19 protein-coding genes and 1 tRNA gene are annotated in these 17801 nt (G+C 45.8%); 5 read left to right on the forward strand and 15 right to left on the reverse strand.

Features of this window, described 5'->3' with window-relative positions; translation table 11 throughout:
- Positions 1–93: 93 nt before the first annotated feature.
- Positions 94–450 (forward strand): c-type cytochrome, encoded by a 357-nt coding sequence (locus J2Z28_RS29615; protein ID WP_036607288.1) that lies wholly within the window; start codon positions 94–96, stop codon positions 448–450.
- Positions 451–524: 74 nt separating this feature from the next.
- Here the strand turns inward: J2Z28_RS29615 and rbsK are convergent, their stop codons facing one another.
- Genes rbsK through J2Z28_RS29635 form a run of 4 tightly spaced genes read right to left on the reverse strand, consistent with a single transcriptional unit; the run spans position 525 to position 2393 of the window.
- Positions 525–1508: a ribokinase gene (rbsK, locus tag J2Z28_RS29620; RefSeq protein WP_211085583.1), complete on the reverse strand. Its 984-nt coding sequence runs from the start codon at positions 1506–1508 to the stop codon at positions 525–527.
- 44 nt (positions 1509–1552) lie between these two features.
- A complete protein-coding gene (locus tag J2Z28_RS29625; RefSeq protein ID WP_017691315.1) occupies positions 1553–1849 on the reverse strand; it encodes a 4a-hydroxytetrahydrobiopterin dehydratase in 297 nt (98 codons plus the stop codon).
- Positions 1850–1879: 30 nt separating this feature from the next.
- Positions 1880–2074 (reverse strand): hypothetical protein, encoded by a 195-nt coding sequence (locus J2Z28_RS29630; RefSeq protein ID WP_211085584.1) that lies wholly within the window; start codon positions 2072–2074, stop codon positions 1880–1882.
- A gap of 25 nt (positions 2075–2099) precedes the next feature.
- Positions 2100–2393: a hypothetical protein gene (locus tag J2Z28_RS29635; RefSeq protein WP_017691316.1), complete on the reverse strand. Its 294-nt coding sequence runs from the start codon at positions 2391–2393 to the stop codon at positions 2100–2102.
- Positions 2394–2626: 233 nt separating this feature from the next.
- Here J2Z28_RS29635 and motA point away from each other — a divergent pair, with 233 nt between their 5' ends.
- Entirely contained in the window at positions 2627–3427 is an 801-nt protein-coding gene (gene motA / locus J2Z28_RS29640) for a flagellar motor stator protein MotA (protein WP_211085594.1), read from the forward strand.
- On the forward strand, positions 3414–4232 hold the full coding sequence (gene motB, locus J2Z28_RS29645; protein ID WP_211085585.1) for a flagellar motor protein MotB: 819 nt from the start codon (positions 3414–3416) through the stop codon (positions 4230–4232). Before motA ends, motB begins: the two co-directional genes overlap by 14 nt.
- 212 nt (positions 4233–4444) lie before the next feature.
- Here motB and rluF read toward each other — a convergent pair whose 3' ends face one another.
- Entirely contained in the window at positions 4445–5146 is a 702-nt protein-coding gene (gene rluF, locus J2Z28_RS29650; protein WP_036607293.1) for a 23S rRNA pseudouridine(2604) synthase RluF, read from the reverse strand.
- An 18-nt stretch (positions 5147–5164) separates the two neighbouring features.
- Entirely contained in the window at positions 5165–7504 is a 2340-nt protein-coding gene (locus tag J2Z28_RS29655) for an ATP-binding protein (protein WP_211085586.1), read from the reverse strand.
- Positions 7505–7836: 332 nt separating this feature from the next.
- Here J2Z28_RS29655 and tadA point away from each other — a divergent pair, with 332 nt between their 5' ends.
- Together tadA and J2Z28_RS29665 are read left to right on the forward strand one after the other, a co-directional pair.
- The gene (gene tadA / locus J2Z28_RS29660) at positions 7837–8343 is read left to right on the forward strand and encodes a tRNA adenosine(34) deaminase TadA (protein ID WP_017691321.1); all 507 of its coding nucleotides are present in this window, start codon (positions 7837–7839) and stop codon (positions 8341–8343) included.
- A gap of 44 nt (positions 8344–8387) precedes the next feature.
- The gene (locus J2Z28_RS29665; protein WP_211085587.1) at positions 8388–8957 is read left to right on the forward strand and encodes a GNAT family N-acetyltransferase; all 570 of its coding nucleotides are present in this window, start codon (positions 8388–8390) and stop codon (positions 8955–8957) included.
- A 266-nt stretch (positions 8958–9223) separates the two neighbouring features.
- Here J2Z28_RS29665 and J2Z28_RS29670 read toward each other — a convergent pair whose 3' ends face one another.
- The 9 genes from J2Z28_RS29670 to guaB form a co-directional block, all read right to left on the reverse strand.
- Positions 9224–10318 (reverse strand): hypothetical protein, encoded by a 1095-nt coding sequence (locus J2Z28_RS29670; RefSeq protein ID WP_036607295.1) that lies wholly within the window; start codon positions 10316–10318, stop codon positions 9224–9226.
- A gap of 235 nt (positions 10319–10553) precedes the next feature.
- Complete coding sequence (locus tag J2Z28_RS29675; protein ID WP_036607296.1) at positions 10554–10706, reverse strand: small acid-soluble spore protein P; 153 nt, start codon at positions 10704–10706, stop codon at positions 10554–10556.
- 21 nt (positions 10707–10727) lie between these two features.
- Positions 10728–10904 carry a hypothetical protein gene (locus J2Z28_RS29680; RefSeq protein WP_211085588.1) on the reverse strand — a complete coding sequence of 59 codons (177 nt, stop codon included), beginning with the start codon at positions 10902–10904 and terminating at the stop codon, positions 10728–10730.
- 29 nt (positions 10905–10933) lie between these two features.
- A complete protein-coding gene (locus J2Z28_RS29685; RefSeq protein WP_036607297.1) occupies positions 10934–11272 on the reverse strand; it encodes a hypothetical protein in 339 nt (112 codons plus the stop codon).
- A 192-nt stretch (positions 11273–11464) separates the two neighbouring features.
- Positions 11465–11553 (reverse strand) — tRNA-Ser (locus J2Z28_RS29690).
- Positions 11554–11751: 198 nt separating this feature from the next.
- A complete protein-coding gene (serS, locus tag J2Z28_RS29695; protein ID WP_017691327.1) occupies positions 11752–13035 on the reverse strand; it encodes a serine--tRNA ligase in 1284 nt (427 codons plus the stop codon).
- Positions 13036–13308: 273 nt separating this feature from the next.
- Positions 13309–13899 carry a pyridoxal 5'-phosphate synthase glutaminase subunit PdxT gene (gene pdxT / locus J2Z28_RS29700; RefSeq protein ID WP_211085589.1) on the reverse strand — a complete coding sequence of 197 codons (591 nt, stop codon included), beginning with the start codon at positions 13897–13899 and terminating at the stop codon, positions 13309–13311.
- 217 nt (positions 13900–14116) lie between these two features.
- Positions 14117–15505 (reverse strand): D-alanyl-D-alanine carboxypeptidase family protein, encoded by a 1389-nt coding sequence (locus J2Z28_RS29705; protein WP_211085590.1) that lies wholly within the window; start codon positions 15503–15505, stop codon positions 14117–14119.
- 416 nt (positions 15506–15921) lie between these two features.
- Positions 15922–17379: an IMP dehydrogenase gene (gene guaB, locus J2Z28_RS29710; RefSeq protein ID WP_211085591.1), complete on the reverse strand. Its 1458-nt coding sequence runs from the start codon at positions 17377–17379 to the stop codon at positions 15922–15924.
- Positions 17380–17801: the final 422 nt, after the last annotated feature.

Raw genomic sequence — 17801 nt, forward strand, 5'->3', positions numbered from 1 at the left:
CCACAAAATGCTATGATGTCAGTACAGGTTCCGTTATAATGATATGGATAGTTTCAGGTTAGATGATCTTTCATTCTGGAGGGGACATAAGGGATGCACAAATGGATCATGAGCGGAGTATTTTTTGCAGCATGCGCTTTAGCTATTGTTTTAATGTTTACGCTTCCAGGGAAAGAAGAAGTGGCTGAAGAAGCCAAGCCAACCATGCCGGAAGTCACATTGGATGCCGGACAGGCTGAAGCACTGGTCAAAGCCAATTGTATCTCCTGTCACGGAGATCAGCTTCAGGGTGGCGTAGGACCTGCTCTGGCCAACATCGGTAGCCAGGATGATCTGGAGAAGATCTATTCTACGATTGTCAAAGGTAAAGGTGGCATGCCTTCCTTCAAGGGTAAACTGCAGGACGAAGAGATTGCAAATATCGCCATGTGGCTGTCAGAGAAGAAATAATCTCTGCACACGCATAACAAAGAGGCGCTTAATCCCCTTTTCGGAGAATAAGAGCCTCTTTGTTATATCAATTATTAGGCCTCTGCGGCATGCTCAGCCAGAAAGGCCTCAACTTCACGTGCGGACGGCATCCCGGACTGGGCGCCGAGCTTCGTCACGGATAACGCGGCCGCACCCATGGCGAAGCCTACGGCCGCGTCCAAAGTCTCACCGCGCGCGAGGGCTACTGCCAGCGCGCCGTTGAAGCAATCGCCAGCGCCGGTCGTATCGACGGCGCTTACGGCGTAGCCGGGCGCACGGCACGCGCCGGCACGCTCTGCTTGTACGCGGCCACCAGGCGCCGCCGCGTACACAGCCCCCTCGGGGCCGAGCGTCGTGACGACAGCGGCCCCGAGGGATGCGGCGAGCTCTGCGACCGCCGCATCTAGGTCTTCCGGCCGGAGATGATCCCGGCCGGTAAGCACGGCAAGCTCACTGCGGTTCGGCGTGACAACGTCGACGCACCGCAGGAGCTCCTGGGGCAGACCCGGCACCGCGGGAGCCGGGTTGAGCACCACCAGTGCGTTGCCTTCAGCCGCCAGTTGGGCGGCGCGGGTAACCGCTGGCAGCGGGATCTCCAGCTGCAGCAGCACCGCTGCGGCTGCAGTCAGGCTTTTTACCGTACCCGCCTCTTCCAGCATCTCAGGCACCACGTGCCCATTCGCACCAGGAATAACGATAATCCGGTTGTCTCCCCGAGAGAGCCAGATGGAAGCCGTCCCTGTAACCGTGTCTTCCAATATGCGAACCTGCGAGGCATCTGCACCACTTTCCGTCAGACTGTGCAGCAGACGTTCGCCAAAACCGTCCGATCCCACCGCACCAATCATCGTAGTCTGTCCACCCAGACGCGCAGCGGCAACAGCCTGGTTGGCCCCTTTGCCACCAGCGAGATAATGCAGCTCCTCACCGCTCACCGTCTCTCCCTCTTCCGGAATCGTGTCTGTCTTCACCACAAGATCCATATTGAGACTGCCTACGACAGCAATAAGAGGTTGTTTCTGATTATAGTCTGACATGTATGGTTCACTCACTTCTGGCCGCGTGAAAATAACCGACCTCGTTATTGCGACCTCATTTTGTCATAAGCTTCGTTATATTGCCCTGCTTCCTTGATATCTACAGATGTAATACCACCCGCATCCCATGATGTGAGACGCAGCGTAACCGTTGTATAATCAATTGTAATAAAAGGATGATGATTGAATGCTTCCGAGATCGCAGCGACCTCATCCACAAATGCAATCCCTTTCATGTAGTTGGAGAACACGAATTTACGTACAATCCACCGTCCCTCTTCCAGTTCCCAGCCTTCCAGCCTTCCCAGATGAGCTTCGACTTCCTCTTGCGAAAAAACCATGCGTTATCTTCCTCCCCATAGGATGGTACATTACAGACGTGAGTCCGTATAACCACCGACACCTTCGGCGCTATCAACAGCAACCTCAAAGGCCAGGCTCACCGCCATGCGGTTGGCCCATTTCACGACTAACATCTTACCACGGACAAGCTTCAAAATCCAATCAACTACATGGCATAGAACCACTAGCCATAAGGCTTTGAGGACAATTCCAGTTCCATTCATACCCCTGAAAATACATGTAAACACACTAAATTAAAGGTACAAATGTCAACTCTTCTTCCCCGATCAAAATATGAATGCGGTGCTGTTCCTTATCATGGATGACCACGCCACTTCCAACCGGAATAACAGAATCCTCGCCCAGCGCATAAAACAAATCCTCCGCCAGCGCCTCATCCACTTCAAGTTGGTCAGATGCAGCCAGTCTCTCCCACTCTTCCGCGTCCATTTCAAAGAAAACATACCGATCCGGTATGCGTCCGATTGCCGTTGTCAGATCTGTCAAAATTCCTTCATAATCCCGTCCATGCTTTACGCCCATTGGCTTTTCACTCCTATTCGGCCCCTAAGGAGCGGATTTGATCTTATTATACCTGAAAATAGCCCTTAAAAAAAAAGGCCTTCTGGTCGATAAATACATATATGACCGTTTTAACTGTTTTAGCAACCGTAAGGAATGCCTAACATTGAACGGATTGCGGCCAAAAATTCGTCCGGAAGCCCGAACACAGCCGCTTGAAAGGATTCAATTTTATCTCATGGATGAGGTGTATGATGAACATTTCAACGATTATTGGACTAATTTTGGGGCTGGTCTCCCTTGTATTTGGTATGTTCTTGAAGGGTGCGCCCTTAATCAACCTGGTTAACAATCCCGCAGCCTACATTATTATCTTTGTTGGTACGGCAGGAACCATCTTTATCGCATTTCCGATGTCTGAAGTTAAGAAAATCCCTAAGCTTTTCGGGATTGTTTTCAAAAATCAAGTACTTATTGATCGCGTATCCCTGATCGGCACATTTATGGATTGGGCTTCCACTACCCGTCGTGAAGGTTTGCTTGCACTGGAATCAAAAGTAGAAGAGATTGACGATCAGTTCCTTCGTGGCGGTATGCGTATGATTATAGACGGCAACGATCAGGAATTTGTGAGTGATGTGCTCATGGAAGATATTCATGCTACAGAGGAGCGCCACCGTGGCAGTGCCTTGATCTTCGCTCAGGCGGGGATGTATGCACCAACGCTCGGGGTTCTGGGGGCCGTTGTAGGTCTCATCGCAGCACTTGCCGATCTCAGTGACATGGAGAAACTCTCCCATGCGATTGCGGCAGCATTTATCGCAACACTCCTTGGTATATTTAGTGGTTACGTGTTATGGCACCCGATGTCTAACAAGCTGAAACGGATGTCCAAGCAAGAAATGGAGATCAAGCTGATGATGGTTGAAGGACTGTTATCCATACAATCCGGTGTATCCACCATCGCCATCAACCAAAAGTTATCCGTATTCCTGACACCTTCCGAACGTAAACAACTGGAAGAGAAGGAGGGATCATCAGGTGAAAAAGGCTAAGAAGCACGAACCACATGAAGAGCATATAGACGAGAGCTGGTTGCTTCCCTATTCCGACTTGATGACCTTGTTGCTCGCTCTGTTTATTGTATTGTTCGGCATGAGTTCAATCGATGCAGCTAAGTTCGAGCAGATGGCTTCCGCACTAAACAGTGCATTAAATGGAGGTTCCGGAATTCTGGACCATTCGTCCATGAATCCGGATACGCCAGGTGCTGATTTGGGTAAGAACAAACAGGAACCTACAGAAATTACCAAGAAAACACCAGCTCAGATTACAGATGCACAGATGGCTAAGAAAGAACAAGAAGACCTGGAGAAACTCAAAGAGCGACTCGACAAATATATCTCGAAGAACGGGCTTTCAGACCAGCTGAACACCAAGCTGAATCAGTCTGAATTGAAGATCACCATCAGTGATAACGCTCTGTTCTCCTCAGGCCGAGCAGATGTGAAGCCTGAATCACGATCCCTGGCCAAAGCAATCTCAAGCATGCTGCAGGAGTTCCCTGAATATGAAGTGGTTGTATCCGGTCATACCGATAATATTCCCATTTCGAACAACCAATATAAGGATAACTGGGATCTAAGCGCAGATCGTGCGCTCAACTTCCTGAAAATCCTGTTGCTGAACTCGCGATTGGACCCTTCCAAATTCACACCAAGTGGTTATGGAGAGTATCACCCGATTGCCAGCAATGACACCAATACCGGACGGGCACAGAATCGCCGTGTAGAGGTATCTATCATTCGGAAGTATCAAAGTAACAATACAAATGTAAAAGCCGTTGGCGGAGGAAACTAGAGGCCTGCAGCGATTCATTAACCAAAGACCGTTCTCCAGGTACAAGGAGAACGGTCTTTTTGGTTTTATAAGGCTTATGCCTGGTTTATCTCTACATTTTTCACACTATTTGCGAAGATTCACCTGTCGTCATTGAACCTATACCAAAAAGCCCTGCACTCCCTTACGGAAAGCAGAGCTTTAATCGGTTAAATTAGTCGAACTCGAATCAACTATTCCAGCGAATAGTCCAACAGACCGCCCAGCTCCGCTTTTTCAGCAGGGGTAAGCTCTCTCCATGAACCTGTCGCCATTTCTCCAAGATGGATGTTCATGATCCGAATACGCTTTAACTTACGAACCTCGTAACCAAAGGCACTACACATCCGCCGAATCTGACGGTTCTTTCCTTCAGTCAGGATGATACGGAATACTCGATCCGTCATCCGGGTCACGGTACAAGGCAGGGTCATTTCACCCAGGATCTTCACCCCAGTGCTCATACCTCTAAGGAAACTCGGGGTTACAGATCGATCAACAGTAACGATATACTCTTTCTCATGGCGCCCTTCTGATCTAAGAATCCGGTTAACGATATCACCATCATTGGTCATCAGAATCAAACCTTCCGAGTCCTTATCCAGACGTCCGATTGGAAAGATACGTTCATCGTGCCCGACAAAATCAACGATATTGCCCTGAATATGCTGCTCGGTTGTGCTTGTGATTCCAATCGGTTTATTCAGCGCAATATATACGTGTTTTCTCTTTTCCTTGATTGGTTTACCATTAATTCGTACATCGTCGCCTTCTTCTGCCTGACTGCCCAGTTCTGCCTTAACTCCATTAATGGTTACCTGACCACTATCCACCAACTTGTCGGCTTCACGCCGGGAGCAGTAACCTGTTTCACTAATAAATTTATTAATACGCAAAAGGTAATCTCACCTCATCTATTTCTCTTCATCTGTAAATGTGTCATCTGTTACCTGATCTACCTCAATAACTTCCGGTTGTTGCTCGGATGCAGGCAGTTCAATAATAACTGTTGTTCCCTTGTTCATGACGCTTTTAATATCCATCATGCCCTTATGTGATTGAATAATGCGCTGACTGACCATGAGGCCAAGCCCTGTTCCAGACTCTTTATTCGTAAAGAAAGGTTCCCCAAGCTTGGGCATCATCTCTTCCGGGATACCAATGCCCTCATCCCTGATCTCAATTCTGACGCGTTTCGACTGCTCGTCATGCTTGAGCTTGATATGGATGTTTCCTCCATTTGGCATGGCCTCCATACCGTTTTTCAGCAAATTGATGAATACCTGCTTCAACTGATTTTCTTCACAGTGTACCATAGCCGAATCGGATGAGGCACGCAGTACAAATTCTACACCATGCAGATGCGCCTGACTATCCAATAACGAGATGACATCGCCAAGAATAAAACGAATGTCCCGATTCTGAAAATGAACCGCCTGCGGTTTCGCCAGAATCAGAAATTCACCAACAATAAGGTTGATTCGATCCAGTTCCGATAACATCAGATCCAGATGACGATGATTCAGCTTATTGCTCTCTTGCTGTAACTGTAGGAACCCGCGCAGCGTGGTCAGTGGATTACGAATCTCATGTGCCACACCTGCTGCAAGCTGACCCACGGTTGTTAGCTTCTCAGAACGTCTGAGCAGCTCTTCCATCCGATTACGACTTGTAATGTCCCTGGAGACGCTAATGAGTGCGGTAATCTCTCCAGCCTCGTCTCGTACCGGAGCTGTACTGACACTGACCTCTACTCGGGTCCCGTCTTTCTTCATCCAGGTAGTTTCGTTGGACGTAATGGACATCCCCTCAACGAGTTGGGCATGCTGACGTTTCATTTCTTCTTCTGCCTCTGGCGGGATGATCTTGAGATTACGACCTTCCACCTCACGACTTCGAAAGCCATATAATTGTTCAAATGCCCGGTTAACCCGCAGCACTTTTCCTTCAAGATCCGTAATGTGAATGGCATCCGCTGTCTGATTGATAATGGACTCCAGATGTTCTTTCACCGCCCGATTCTCTTCATACATCTGTTTCAGACGGCTCGTATAATGGCCCAGATTACGAATCATGGCATTAATACGATTGGCCAGCTGGCCAAGTTCATCCTTCCTCTTTACTTTCAGACGGAAATCAAAGTGCCCATCCGCTACATCATTCACTTTGCCCAGTATGGATTGGATCGGACGTGTAATATACCCTGCGAGCAAATAGCTGCCAAAGATCACAATCTCCAGCAAAACCAACGATATGGAGGCATGGCTCACCAACTGCTCAGATACCATGGAGGATATTTGCTTATAGTCCATGACAATACTGATCACATAGGAAGACTGATTGGGTGTGAAAATGGGAATAAAACTCTTCAGTACCTTCTGTTCGTGCGTTTCACTGACAAAAGATACATTTTGCCCTGTTCGAATGGCGCGCACCACAGCACGATGATCCTCATCCGTAGAACCATACTGGTATGTACCAAAACGAATCGGTCTGTTATTCAACTTGCTAAAGTTCGAATCTCTTCCGTCATCACCCATGTTCGGGCTGCCAAAAGTCAACGGATTGATGCCTGTAATCTCCAGAATGGAGGGATTGACCTCACGAATTTTATTTAAAATCTCATCCGGACTAGAGATTTTCACATAGTCATCAACTTCCGTATTATTATAGAAGGGATTGATTATGTAGTTTCTCTTTCCATCATGGTAGTAACCCCAGATATCAATATCCGAAGGACTGGATGTCGAATATTCGAATCCATCTGACCAGAAATGCTCCAACTTCTGCCCTTGGGGAATCGTCACCTGTTGTTTTTCAAACAATTGCTTAAAGGCCTGATACCAATAAGTCATAGATTTAGTGGACAGCCCGATTTCTCTCGGATCTGAGGAGCGGCTAACAACGATGTCATCATCCGTCTGCTCCATTAACGAAATATGTGAGACGCCGACCTTTTGGCTCAAGCGTACAAGTTCTTCATTTGTGATATTATTAATATCCGGGTCCAATTCTTCCGCTGCCATAACAGCAGCAAGCCACAGATTGTTTCCAATCTGCCGTTTTACATAATCCGAACTGTATTGATTCTGTTCGACAGCAATTGCAATCTGCTTTGCAGTGAGCACCATCTTGGTTTCACTGTCCTGCCTCAGATTCTCTTCTGTAGTATAATAACTCAGTGCGATATTCAACACTAAAATAACGAGCACTGAGCACGACATAATCATGGATAATTTCGTTTTAATAGACAAGTTTTTTTGTTCACCTCTCGGCTTGTACCCTCTGGCGATATATGGCAAAACCTATCTCCATCATAACGCTTGTATGTCTTTTTGAAAAGGATAATTGACCCGTGTCCAAAAGTTACCGAATGACTGAAAAGCTCGAAATTCGTTGTTTTTTGCATTTTCGAACTCTACAATGAAATTAATCACTATATTTATCCACATACCCACAGGCTTGTGGATAGTTTGTTTATAACTATGTGAGCAACTACACGGTTATCCACAATTCTATACACAACATGTTAACAACCCGAATATTTGTTCGCTGAATAAACGATTTTGGAAGGAGTTATATAGTAATGACTGACCATTTTCTTCAGACCGATCTTGCGCATTTATCTGAGGAAGCTCAGCATGAGCACTGGATGCGAGAGGCCATTGCCGAGGCCTACAAAGCTGAGGCTCTTGGGGAAGTGCCGATTGGAGCTGTAATCGTACAAAATAACCAAATTATTGGTCGGGGATACAATCTGCGTGAAACTACACTGGATTCCACCGCCCATGCAGAGATGGTGGCTATTCGTCAGGCCAGCGAGACCATCGGAGCTTGGCGTTTGTTGGATTGTTCTCTGTACGTCACACTGGAACCTTGTCCAATGTGTGCAGGTGCAATTGTACAATCCAGGGTCCCCCGCGTAATCTATGGTACGGCTGATCCCAAGGCAGGCTGTGCAGGTACACTGATGAACCTGTTACAGGAGCCTCGTTTTAACCATCGTACCGAGGTGATTCCGGATATCCTTCAGCCTGAATGCTCCACGATGCTAACTCAATTTTTCAGAAGTCTGCGCCAAAAGTTAAAGTAGCCACCGACTACAAACATCCCAATTTAGAAAGGAAGTGTGCTGTAATGGCACTAACACTCTATGATACAGCCAATGGCATTAGCCTTCGGTTGCTCACACCCCAGGATACACAGTCCTATCTGGACCTGATTCAGATCACACGCGTCCCATACCAGTCTGTAGAACCCGTGCGAGACGATGAGTTCTATACACTGGATGCTCAGACTCGGCGGATTGAGGATCGGGTCAAGGCAGCAGAAGATGGTACAGGATATCAATTTGGAATCTATACTATTAAAGACAGCCTGCTAATTGGACAAGTAAGTATCAACAATGTCGTATTAGGCGTTGCCAATTATGCGGATATGGGTTACTTTATCCATCCAGATTATCAGGGTGGCGGACGAATGACAGCAGCGGTTAAACTGGCCGCAGCTTATGGCTTCCGTGCGCTGAAGTTAAATCGGATTCAGGCTGCAGTATTGCCCTCCAACAAAGGTTCACAGCGCGTTCTGGAGAAGAACGGATTCCAGTTTGAAGGTACTGCTCGCAAATACCTCAAGATCAACGGCAAATATCAGGATCATCAGATCTATGCTGTACTTGCTGAAGACTTGGACGAACTTACGAATTAATTGATTTAGAAGCTTCCCAATAAAGCTGTCTGTATTCCCAATTTAACTATATACAAATTTAATATTCAAAACCGCACTACCCTAGTTATGTAGGAGAGAGTGCGGTTTTATTTGTATATATCACCAGCCACGATTCAACTTCAAAGATCAATTATTTTGCGGATATCCCCTCTTGCGCTGTCTAACAAAAAAAACCGCCTGTACCCAAGCGGAAGGAGATTATCCTCCACTTGAATAACAAACGGTTTGATTTGAACTCAGCGAGATTAGTATCCGTATGAAGCGTTCATCAATTCTTCGAACTCTTGCATAGTAATTACGTCATCGCCAGTAGGGATGTTGATTTTGAATGCTGCTTTTTCATTAATCTTGGTGTACGTATTGGAACCGGTAAATGCCAATTTCACTTCGTCTTTTGTACCTTCTGGCTTGATCAGCACATCAGCGACCATCTTTTGATATACAGGGAAGTCGTTTTTGTCCAATGCGAAATCGATGTTGAATTGGTTGATTGTCAGAACATCTTTCAATTTATCCAAGTCTTTAGCCATTTCAGCCTGATCTGCTTCAGTGATCTTCAGATCTTCTTTAGCTTTGTCGATATCAGCCTGATCCATTTGCAGCATTTCACGATATTCCTCTTTGGACAGAATATCCAATACTTTAGGCATAGCTTTTGTTACCAGTACAGTAACTGCTTCTTTAACATTGTCATTATTCACCGAGAATTGTACAACCTGCTTCGCATCTACACCTTCAGGAAGTTTTGCATCTTTGGTGTCTAGATTTTTGAAGAATTTAGCTTGATCGTACTCGCTCAGCACTGCGTCCATAACTTCGTTGCTCAGCTTTTGCGTTTTGGCTGCGTCCATAGCATCAGGGTTCCATTCTGTACCCTCTTGCTCAGCCAGTTCTTTCAGGTCCAGCTCAAGGAACTTGTTAACAACATTCTCCGGAATCGGGAAGAACGGAATATTCGGCACTTTCACATAGAGTTTCTCTGCCGTCATCACCATTGGGATGTTAAAGGTCATACCCATGTCGCCTTTAAGCTCGATGCCAAGAGTCATCTCGGTCTGCATTGGCTCACTTTGGTATACACCTGTTACATTCAACTGAGCATCCTTCAGCATGCTCATAAACTGAGTCATAGTAGGATCAGTTTGTGAAGCATCCCCAGGTTTATAGCTCAATTCATTAATAGTGAAATTAGAACTCATTTCATACGAAGTCAATTTGGAAGCATTGGCCGCAGCCGTCTTCAATGCCTCTTTTGGTTCCTGCTTGCTGCTACATGCTGTTAATGCCATAGATACGGTCAACAGCAACGTGAGAAGAAGCGCCCCCATACGTTTAGTCATTTGTTTCTCTCCTCTCGTGATAACCCCAAAAAAAAGTAATTCAATATCAATGATATACCATATCACCAGATACCGAAACCTAATTTGGGAAAAATGTGATCTTTCCTCTTTAAAATGGCTACAAAGACCTATGTCAGCTTTGGGAATAAGCATGTGCCTGTCTTTATATATGTATGAATACGCAAAAGCCCCTTGTTAGGTAACAAGGGACTTTTGCGTGAATCTGTTTCTTCTATTAACCTTGAGGATTCAAATGATCCACATGATTTTGATTTTTTACTTTTTTGGAACCGGATAATGGTTCCTGCATGGAAGAGCGTTTGGATGAATGACGATGCTGTTCGGATGCTTGCGCTTCCGGTACGGGAATTGTTTTTGGTTTGCTCATATTATTGCCCCCTCATCATTGTTAGGAATGGGATGGGTCCCTATCTTCCGTTTTGTCATGATTCAGTGCATCCTGATGACGGCGATCATTAATATCTTGCTGAATTTGCTGGGCATGATGACTGTTTACGGCAGGCTGCTCCAGATCATCGACTACACTCTGCAGGTTTTTGTCTACTCCCGCTTTGGCTTTAGTCAATTGAGTTCACTCCTTCAGATTTCAGGCTATTATCTCGTCTGGGATTGTAACGACTGGGCGCATTCATGAATGTGCCGTGTATAATCGTGAGCCAGTTCCTGAATCGGTTCTGTACGCTCATCCGTCGTTCGTCCATCCCGTTCCACATCAATCAGCTGTACGCTGACTTCACGGGAATCGACATATGCACATTTGAAATCAAAAGAGTACATCTCGTGCCCTGCTGTAGCAATGTGTATCCGAATCGCCTGCTGATCGGCTTCATCGGCCATTACCTGAGCCTGGTCTCCAACATTCAGGACTTGAGGCAAACGTTCTTGCCAAGCCCCTACAAGCTCTGTCTGATCGATGTTTAACTCGCGGTTCATCTTACCACCTCCACTCTTATAAAGTGCGGCGATGAAGATGTTTTTATACATATTAGCCTTATTCAAAATATAAAGTTGTACTGAGCAACGTATACATCGGTCACCAACCTGTATGCTCACTACGCTGGACAAACTCACAACGCAAAAAAGGACCCGAGCGAGATCGCTCGAATCCTTGTTATAAGTGTAATATGGCGGAGAGGGTGGGATTCGAACCCACGTGGAGTTGCCCCCTAACGGTTTTCAAGACCGCCCCGTTATGACCGCTTCGGTACCTCTCCAGGGAAATTAACTTTTATAAACTTGCCACAAAAAGTATCATACCACATCTCGACATTATAATGCAACTTTTTTATATGAAAATTGATGATCCCTTATCAGACAACTGCCTCAGTTATACAAAACACTCCAATCCGCCATTCCGAAATGACGGATTGAATTTGTATTCCCCTTGATGAGGATGGTTAGCTAACTCTTACTTAAGAGCGACGTGCAATCACACTTGCACCGCCCATATAAGGACGCAATGCTTCAGGAATGACAACCGTACCATCTTCCTGTTGATAGTTCTCCAGGATAGCGGCTACCGTCCGTCCAACAGCCAATCCTGATCCGTTCAATGTATGAACAAATTCCGGTTTCGCTTTTGGTTCTCTGCGGAAACGGATATTGGCACGACGTGCCTGGAAGTCCTCACAGTTGGAGCACGAAGAAATCTCACGATAGGTATTGCTCTCAGGCAACCATACTTCAATATCATACGTTTTAGCTGAGGTGAAGCCCATATCTGCCGTGCACAATGTCAGGACGCGATACGGCAAGCCCAACAATTGAAGAACACGCTCCGCATTTTGAGTCATTTGCTCCAGCTCTTCATACGAAGTCTCCGGAGTAGAGAGCTTGAGCAGCTCTACTTTGTTGAATTGATGCTGACGAATCAAGCCGCGTGTATCCCGTCCAGCCGAACCGGCTTCAGAACGGAAACAAGAGCTGTATGCCACAAAATGCTTCGGCAATTGATCTACATTCAGAATCTCTTCGCGATGATAGTTCGTTACCGGAACTTCAGCAGTAGGGATCAGATAATATTCGGTATCTTTCAACTTGAACAGGTCTTCTTCGAACTTAGGCAGTTGACCTGTTCCAAACAAGCTGTCCCGATTAACGATGTATGGAGGCAGAATCTCTTCATATCCATGTTGATCGCTGTGCAGATCCATCATGAAGTTAATCAATGCACGTTCCAGACGTGCGCCCAGACCTTTATAAAAGGTAAAACGGGAACCTGTTACTTTGGCAGCCGCTTCAAAATCAAGAATATCGAGATCCTGCGCAATTTCCCAGTGTGCTTTTGGTGCAAAAGTAAATGACTTCGGCTCTTCCCAACGACGAATCTCAACATTGTCGTCTTCAGAAGCTCCAATAGGTACACTTTCGTTAGGAATGTTCGGAATCGCCATTGTGAGATCATTGATCTTCACTTCCAGTTCCCGAACTTCCTCGTCCATGGCTTTGATTCGATCAGAGACTTCACGCATCTCCACAATCAGATCATCAGCGTTCTCACGATTCTTCTTCAGTCTAGCAACTTCTGCGGAAACTGTATTTCGACGGCTCTTCAGCGTTTCACTCTCTTGAAGCAATTCCCGACGCTTAGCATCCATCTCGGTAAATCCAGCGATAAGATCCAGCGATTTGCCACGTTTAGTCAATGCTTCTTCTACACGTGCATACTCATTCCGCAATATTTTCACATCAAGCACGATATACCCCTCCTAAATAACCTCACAACGTGAAGCCTTATGTTAAATCCATTCTCAAAACTCTACTGTATACACCTTACTATATACTTATCGGAACCTGTAACCCAAAAAACAACCTATATCCCCCTTGTCACCCTCCGCTGCGATTCCCGCTATGAAGCAGATACAGGCAACATTAGGCATCCGTTCAGATGCAACTGCCAACCAGTGGCCTTACACGGCTTCTGGTGAAGTGATCCGATGACCGGGAGATCATAGGTTGTACATCATGCATTATTTAGAGTCTACCTTGTGTTTGTAGGATCTGGCCATGTCTACAAAATAAGTATGTAGACGATAGTCATCCGTCAATTCCGGATGGTAGGAGCAAGCCAACAAATGTCCCTGACGAGCCGTAACAATCTCATCCTTGTATGTGGAGAGAACCTCCACCTGGTCTCCGACACTCTCGATCAAGGGTGCCCGTATAAATACAGCCCTTACCGTTTCCTCAATGCCTTTGACTGGCAAATCCGTCTCAAAACTTTCTCTCTGCCGTCCAAATGCATTTCGGGATACAGTCATATCCATTAGCTCCAAATGAGCTTCTTCTTGCCCTGCAATGTGTTTAGCCATAACGATCAAGCCAGCACAGGTACCAAATACCGGTTTGCCCTCAGCAGCAAACGCCCGAATGGCATCCATAAACCCATACTTGCGCATCAGTTTACCAATCGTCGTGCTTTCCCCGCCAGGAAGGATAAGACCATCCAAGTCCTCCAATTGCTGAACCTGCTTGATAGCTATACCTTCTGCTCCAGCACGTTCAATACTTCGAATATGCTCTGTGACAGCTCCTTGAAGTGCTAAAACGCCGATCTTCATACGCTCATTCCCCTTCTCTTACCAGCCACGATCTTGCATACGGTAAACGAACATTGTACTTTTTTACTTCATCATACGTGAATTCTAACTTGATATTTTACCGGAAAAAATGTAAATATACAATCCATCCGGTCGGAATAACTTGTATTTTGTCAAGGATATGACCATGTGAGCATTAAAATCATGATCATACTCTTTCCATGAAGTTTGTTATGGACTAAAACAGGTTTTTAATCCCGTCAAAAAGATCCACAAAGAAATCCTTCACAGCACGGAAGAACAAACGGAACCATCCGCCTTTTTCAGCCTCTTCAGCAGTGATCAAGTTCACTGTTTTTTCCTGTGGCTCAATTCCCTCTGCTTTATACGTGTACGTTACCGTACCAACCTTCGTACCTGCCTTGAGTGGTGCTACCAACTTGTCAGCCTCAGTTACGTTAGCTTTGAACGTCACATCCAGGTTCTGAGTACCTTTGGGAACAACGAAACTTACCGCATTATCTGTTACAACAGGAACGGTTGTTTCTTTCCCTTTTTTCAAAGGTACCGCCTCCCAGCCCGTCACTTTGGTCTTGCCTGCGACAGCCTGTTTCACTTCAAAGTTGTTAAATCCATAGTCCAATACCTTTTTAGTTTCTCTGAAACGTGCGGATTCCGAATCTGTGCCCATAACAACACTAATTAGACGCATACCGTTACGTTCTGCTGTACCTGTAAAGTTATTACCTGCGTTCGTGGTATGGCCTGTTTTCATTCCATCCAGACCTTCATAGGCATAGCTTTTGAAATTGGTTATATTTTTATTCGCTTCCAGCATCCAGTTGTAATTGATAATTGGAGCTTTATCATTGGGACGGAACTTGTAGGATTGAATCGTTGTAAATTCTGTGTAGTCCGGGTGATCCATAATGATATATCTGCACAGAATCGCAGCATCCAGAGCGGACATTACTGTTTCTTTATCTTCAGCTGGACGGAAGTCGGCAGGCATATCTGCTCGATCGAGACCCGAAGAGTTAATGAAGAACGTATCCTTCATGCCCATACGCTTCGCTTCATCATTCATCATTTTCACGAAAGCTTCTTCCGAACCCGCAACATACTCAGCCAAAGCAACCGTAGCATCATTGGCAGAGCCAACAGCCATAGCAATATAAAGATCCTTAACTGTGTGCTCGTCACCTTCCGCCAGGAAGATACGTGATCCGACACTTTGTGCAGCATTCTTTTTAACAGGTACAATATCGTCCCAGCCAAATTTCCCTTGTTTGACTTGTTCTGCGACAATGTACTCTGTCATCATCTTGGTCATACTGGCAGGTGGCATCGCTTTATCCGCATCAACAGACAGTAGAATCTGCCCTGTTGAAGCCTCCATTAGCACCGCTGATCTAACTTCAAGCCCAAGCGAGTCTACCCCAGGCACCTGTACAGCTTTCTCCGTCTTCGTTGTTGTTGCCGCAGCAGTCAGAACCTGACCGGAGTTGTCCGCAGCAGCCATGACCGGCATTACTGCAGACATGCAAAGCATGTTAATTAGCATTACCGAGGCTACGCTCTTTTTGAGCATTTGGCGTTTCTTTTTATTCATGTGTTTGGCTTTCAATGATGAATACTCCCTTCGATCCAAAGCATTGTTAATTGCTTCAGTGCAGCTTATGCTGCGATTTTCTTGTTCCCTAACCTGCGTGTTTGATGTATGAGATGTATGCTATATGCGCTGTATCGAACGAGCAATATTATTGCTCCTAAAGTTCGTTATCGATTGTCACTTAGTCCGCATTTTGCGAATGCTTATGTAAAAGGACGTCCGCGCTTCTGTTTAACTGGCAGCCTTGTCTGGCACTGCATTTGCTTTTCAAAACCATATTCATATATTCACGTCAAATAGCCGCCGCAACGCCTTAACCCACCCATGGATCGTCACCGCTTATTCTATTCTATCACAGGGGTATCTGCAAAAAAAGACAGACCCGGTGAAAATCACCGAGTCTGTCCTGGAAATGATTAACTCTCTTCAGATTACAACGAGTAGTTAGGTGCTTCTTTTGTGATCTGTACATCATGCGGATGACTTTCGCGCAGTCCCGCACCTGTAATTCGGATAAAGCCTGTATCGTTACGAAGTTGCTCCAAGTTACTTGTACCACAGTATCCCATACCCGAACGCAGACCACCAATCAGTTGGTGGATCGTATCAGACAATGGTCCTTTGTAAGCGACACGACCTTCGATTCCTTCCGGAACCAGTTTCTTGTCATCATCTTGGAAGTAACGATCTTTACTACCTTGTTTCATTGCAGCCATTGAACCCATACCGCGGTATACTTTGTAGCTACGTCCTTGGAAGATTTCAGTTTCTCCCGGGCTTTCTGCTGTGCCGGCAAACAAACTTCCCAGCATCACCGCGTGTGCGCCTGCAGCCAGTGCCTTCGTAATTTCACCAGAATATTTAATTCCGCCATCGGCGATAATCGGAACTCCATATTCGCGTGCCACTGTTGCACAATCGTAGACTGCAGTTACTTGAGGTACACCAATACCAGCGATAATACGTGTTGTACAAATCGAACCTGGACCAATACCCACTTTGACTACCGAAGCCCCTGCTTCGATCAGGTCACGAGTGGCTGCGCCAGTAGCGACGTTACCTGCAACGATGGTCAGACTAGGGAAACGTTCACGAAGCTGACGTACAGCTTCAATGATATTGATGTGATGTCCGTGAGCCGAGTCTACCGTAATCAGGTCGACACCAGCTTGTACCAAAGCATCTGCACGTTCAAATGTATCTTTGGAAATACCAATCGCTGCACCAACCAACAAACGGCCTTGAGCATCTTTGGCTGCATGAGGGAATTGAATGGCTTTCTCGATATCTTTAATCGTGATAAGACCTTTCAACGTGTTTGACTCATCAACTAATGGAAGTTTTTCAATCTTGTGCTTCTGAAGGATACCTTCAGCTTCTTGTAGTGTAGTGCCTACAGGAGCGGTAACCAGATTCTCACGAGTCATGACTTCGCTAATTTTGATGTCGTAATCATGGATAAAACGCAAATCGCGGTTGGTCAAAATACCAACCAGCTTCTGATCTCCTTCAATAATAGGTACACCGGAGATCCGATATTTCGCCATTACTGCTTCCGCATCAGATACCAGATGATCTGCCGTAAGTGAGAACGGGTTTGTAATTACGCCACTCTCCGAACGCTTAACACGATCTACTTCTTCTGCCTGTTGTTCAACCGACATATTTTTATGAATAATACCGATACCGCCTTCACGTGCAATGGCAATAGCCAATGTCGCTTCAGTTACCGTGTCCATACCCGCACTAATCAAAGGAATATTTAGCTTTACAGTATCGCTCAAACGAATAGATACATCTACTTCTTTAGGCAGTGTCTCGGATTTCCGTGGCACTAGCAATACATCATCAAAGGTGAGGCCTTCCTTACCAAATTTATCTTCCCACACGCAAGTGTTCCTCCTTATGTTTGCTCAGCTTTACGGTCCAAAACCCGAAGATTCCAGGCTGTATTTTATGCCGAAAATACGTTTTCTGAAAAATTTATTATTGCCATCTTAGCAAAGCGATATTTAGACTGTCAAGGAAAAGTACTTGGTTATATCAGGTGTATTGCCTGATGAACACAACTGTTTTTCCAGAGCGGACAAGTCTAGGTATTACGCAAAAAAACGTCAATTCGTATCGAATAACGTTACCTGTATACATCCTATTGTGCTGATAAATTACCAAATTCAATCTGTATTTTAATCCCATACTGCATAATATAACTATATAATAAAAACCACCACCGAATAACATCGGCAGTGGTTCTTCGCTTGGCGGCGTCCTACTCTCCCAGGACCCTGCGGTCCAAGTACCATCGGCGCTA

The sequence above is a fragment of the Paenibacillus xylanexedens genome, assembly GCF_017874615.1.
GTDB classification, from domain to species: Bacteria; Bacillota; Bacilli; order Paenibacillales; family Paenibacillaceae; genus Paenibacillus; species Paenibacillus xylanexedens.

What these genes read in the sequence shown, in the direction of transcription:
- J2Z28_RS29615 (WP_036607288.1), top strand. Translation starts at nt 94, where the DNA reads ATGCACAAATGGATCATGAGCGGAGTATTTTTTGCAGCATGCGCTTTA.
- rbsK (WP_211085583.1), bottom strand. Translation starts at nt 1,508, where the DNA reads ATGTCAGACTATAATCAGAAACAACCTCTTATTGCTGTCGTAGGCAGT.
- J2Z28_RS29625 (WP_017691315.1), bottom strand. Translation starts at nt 1,849, where the DNA reads ATGGTTTTTTCGCAAGAGGAAGTCGAAGCTCATCTGGGAAGGCTGGAA.
- J2Z28_RS29630 (WP_211085584.1), bottom strand. Translation starts at nt 2,074, where the DNA reads ATGAATGGAACTGGAATTGTCCTCAAAGCCTTATGGCTAGTGGTTCTA.
- J2Z28_RS29635 (WP_017691316.1), bottom strand. Translation starts at nt 2,393, where the DNA reads ATGGGCGTAAAGCATGGACGGGATTATGAAGGAATTTTGACAGATCTG.
- motA (WP_211085594.1), top strand. Translation starts at nt 2,627, where the DNA reads ATGAACATTTCAACGATTATTGGACTAATTTTGGGGCTGGTCTCCCTT.
- tadA (WP_017691321.1), top strand. Translation starts at nt 7,837, where the DNA reads ATGACTGACCATTTTCTTCAGACCGATCTTGCGCATTTATCTGAGGAA.
- J2Z28_RS29665 (WP_211085587.1), top strand. Translation starts at nt 8,388, where the DNA reads ATGGCACTAACACTCTATGATACAGCCAATGGCATTAGCCTTCGGTTG.
- J2Z28_RS29670 (WP_036607295.1), bottom strand. Translation starts at nt 10,318, where the DNA reads ATGACTAAACGTATGGGGGCGCTTCTTCTCACGTTGCTGTTGACCGTA.
- J2Z28_RS29675 (WP_036607296.1), bottom strand. Translation starts at nt 10,706, where the DNA reads ATGAGCAAACCAAAAACAATTCCCGTACCGGAAGCGCAAGCATCCGAA.
- J2Z28_RS29685 (WP_036607297.1), bottom strand. Translation starts at nt 11,272, where the DNA reads ATGAACCGCGAGTTAAACATCGATCAGACAGAGCTTGTAGGGGCTTGG.
- pdxT (WP_211085589.1), bottom strand. Translation starts at nt 13,899, where the DNA reads ATGAAGATCGGCGTTTTAGCACTTCAAGGAGCTGTCACAGAGCATATT.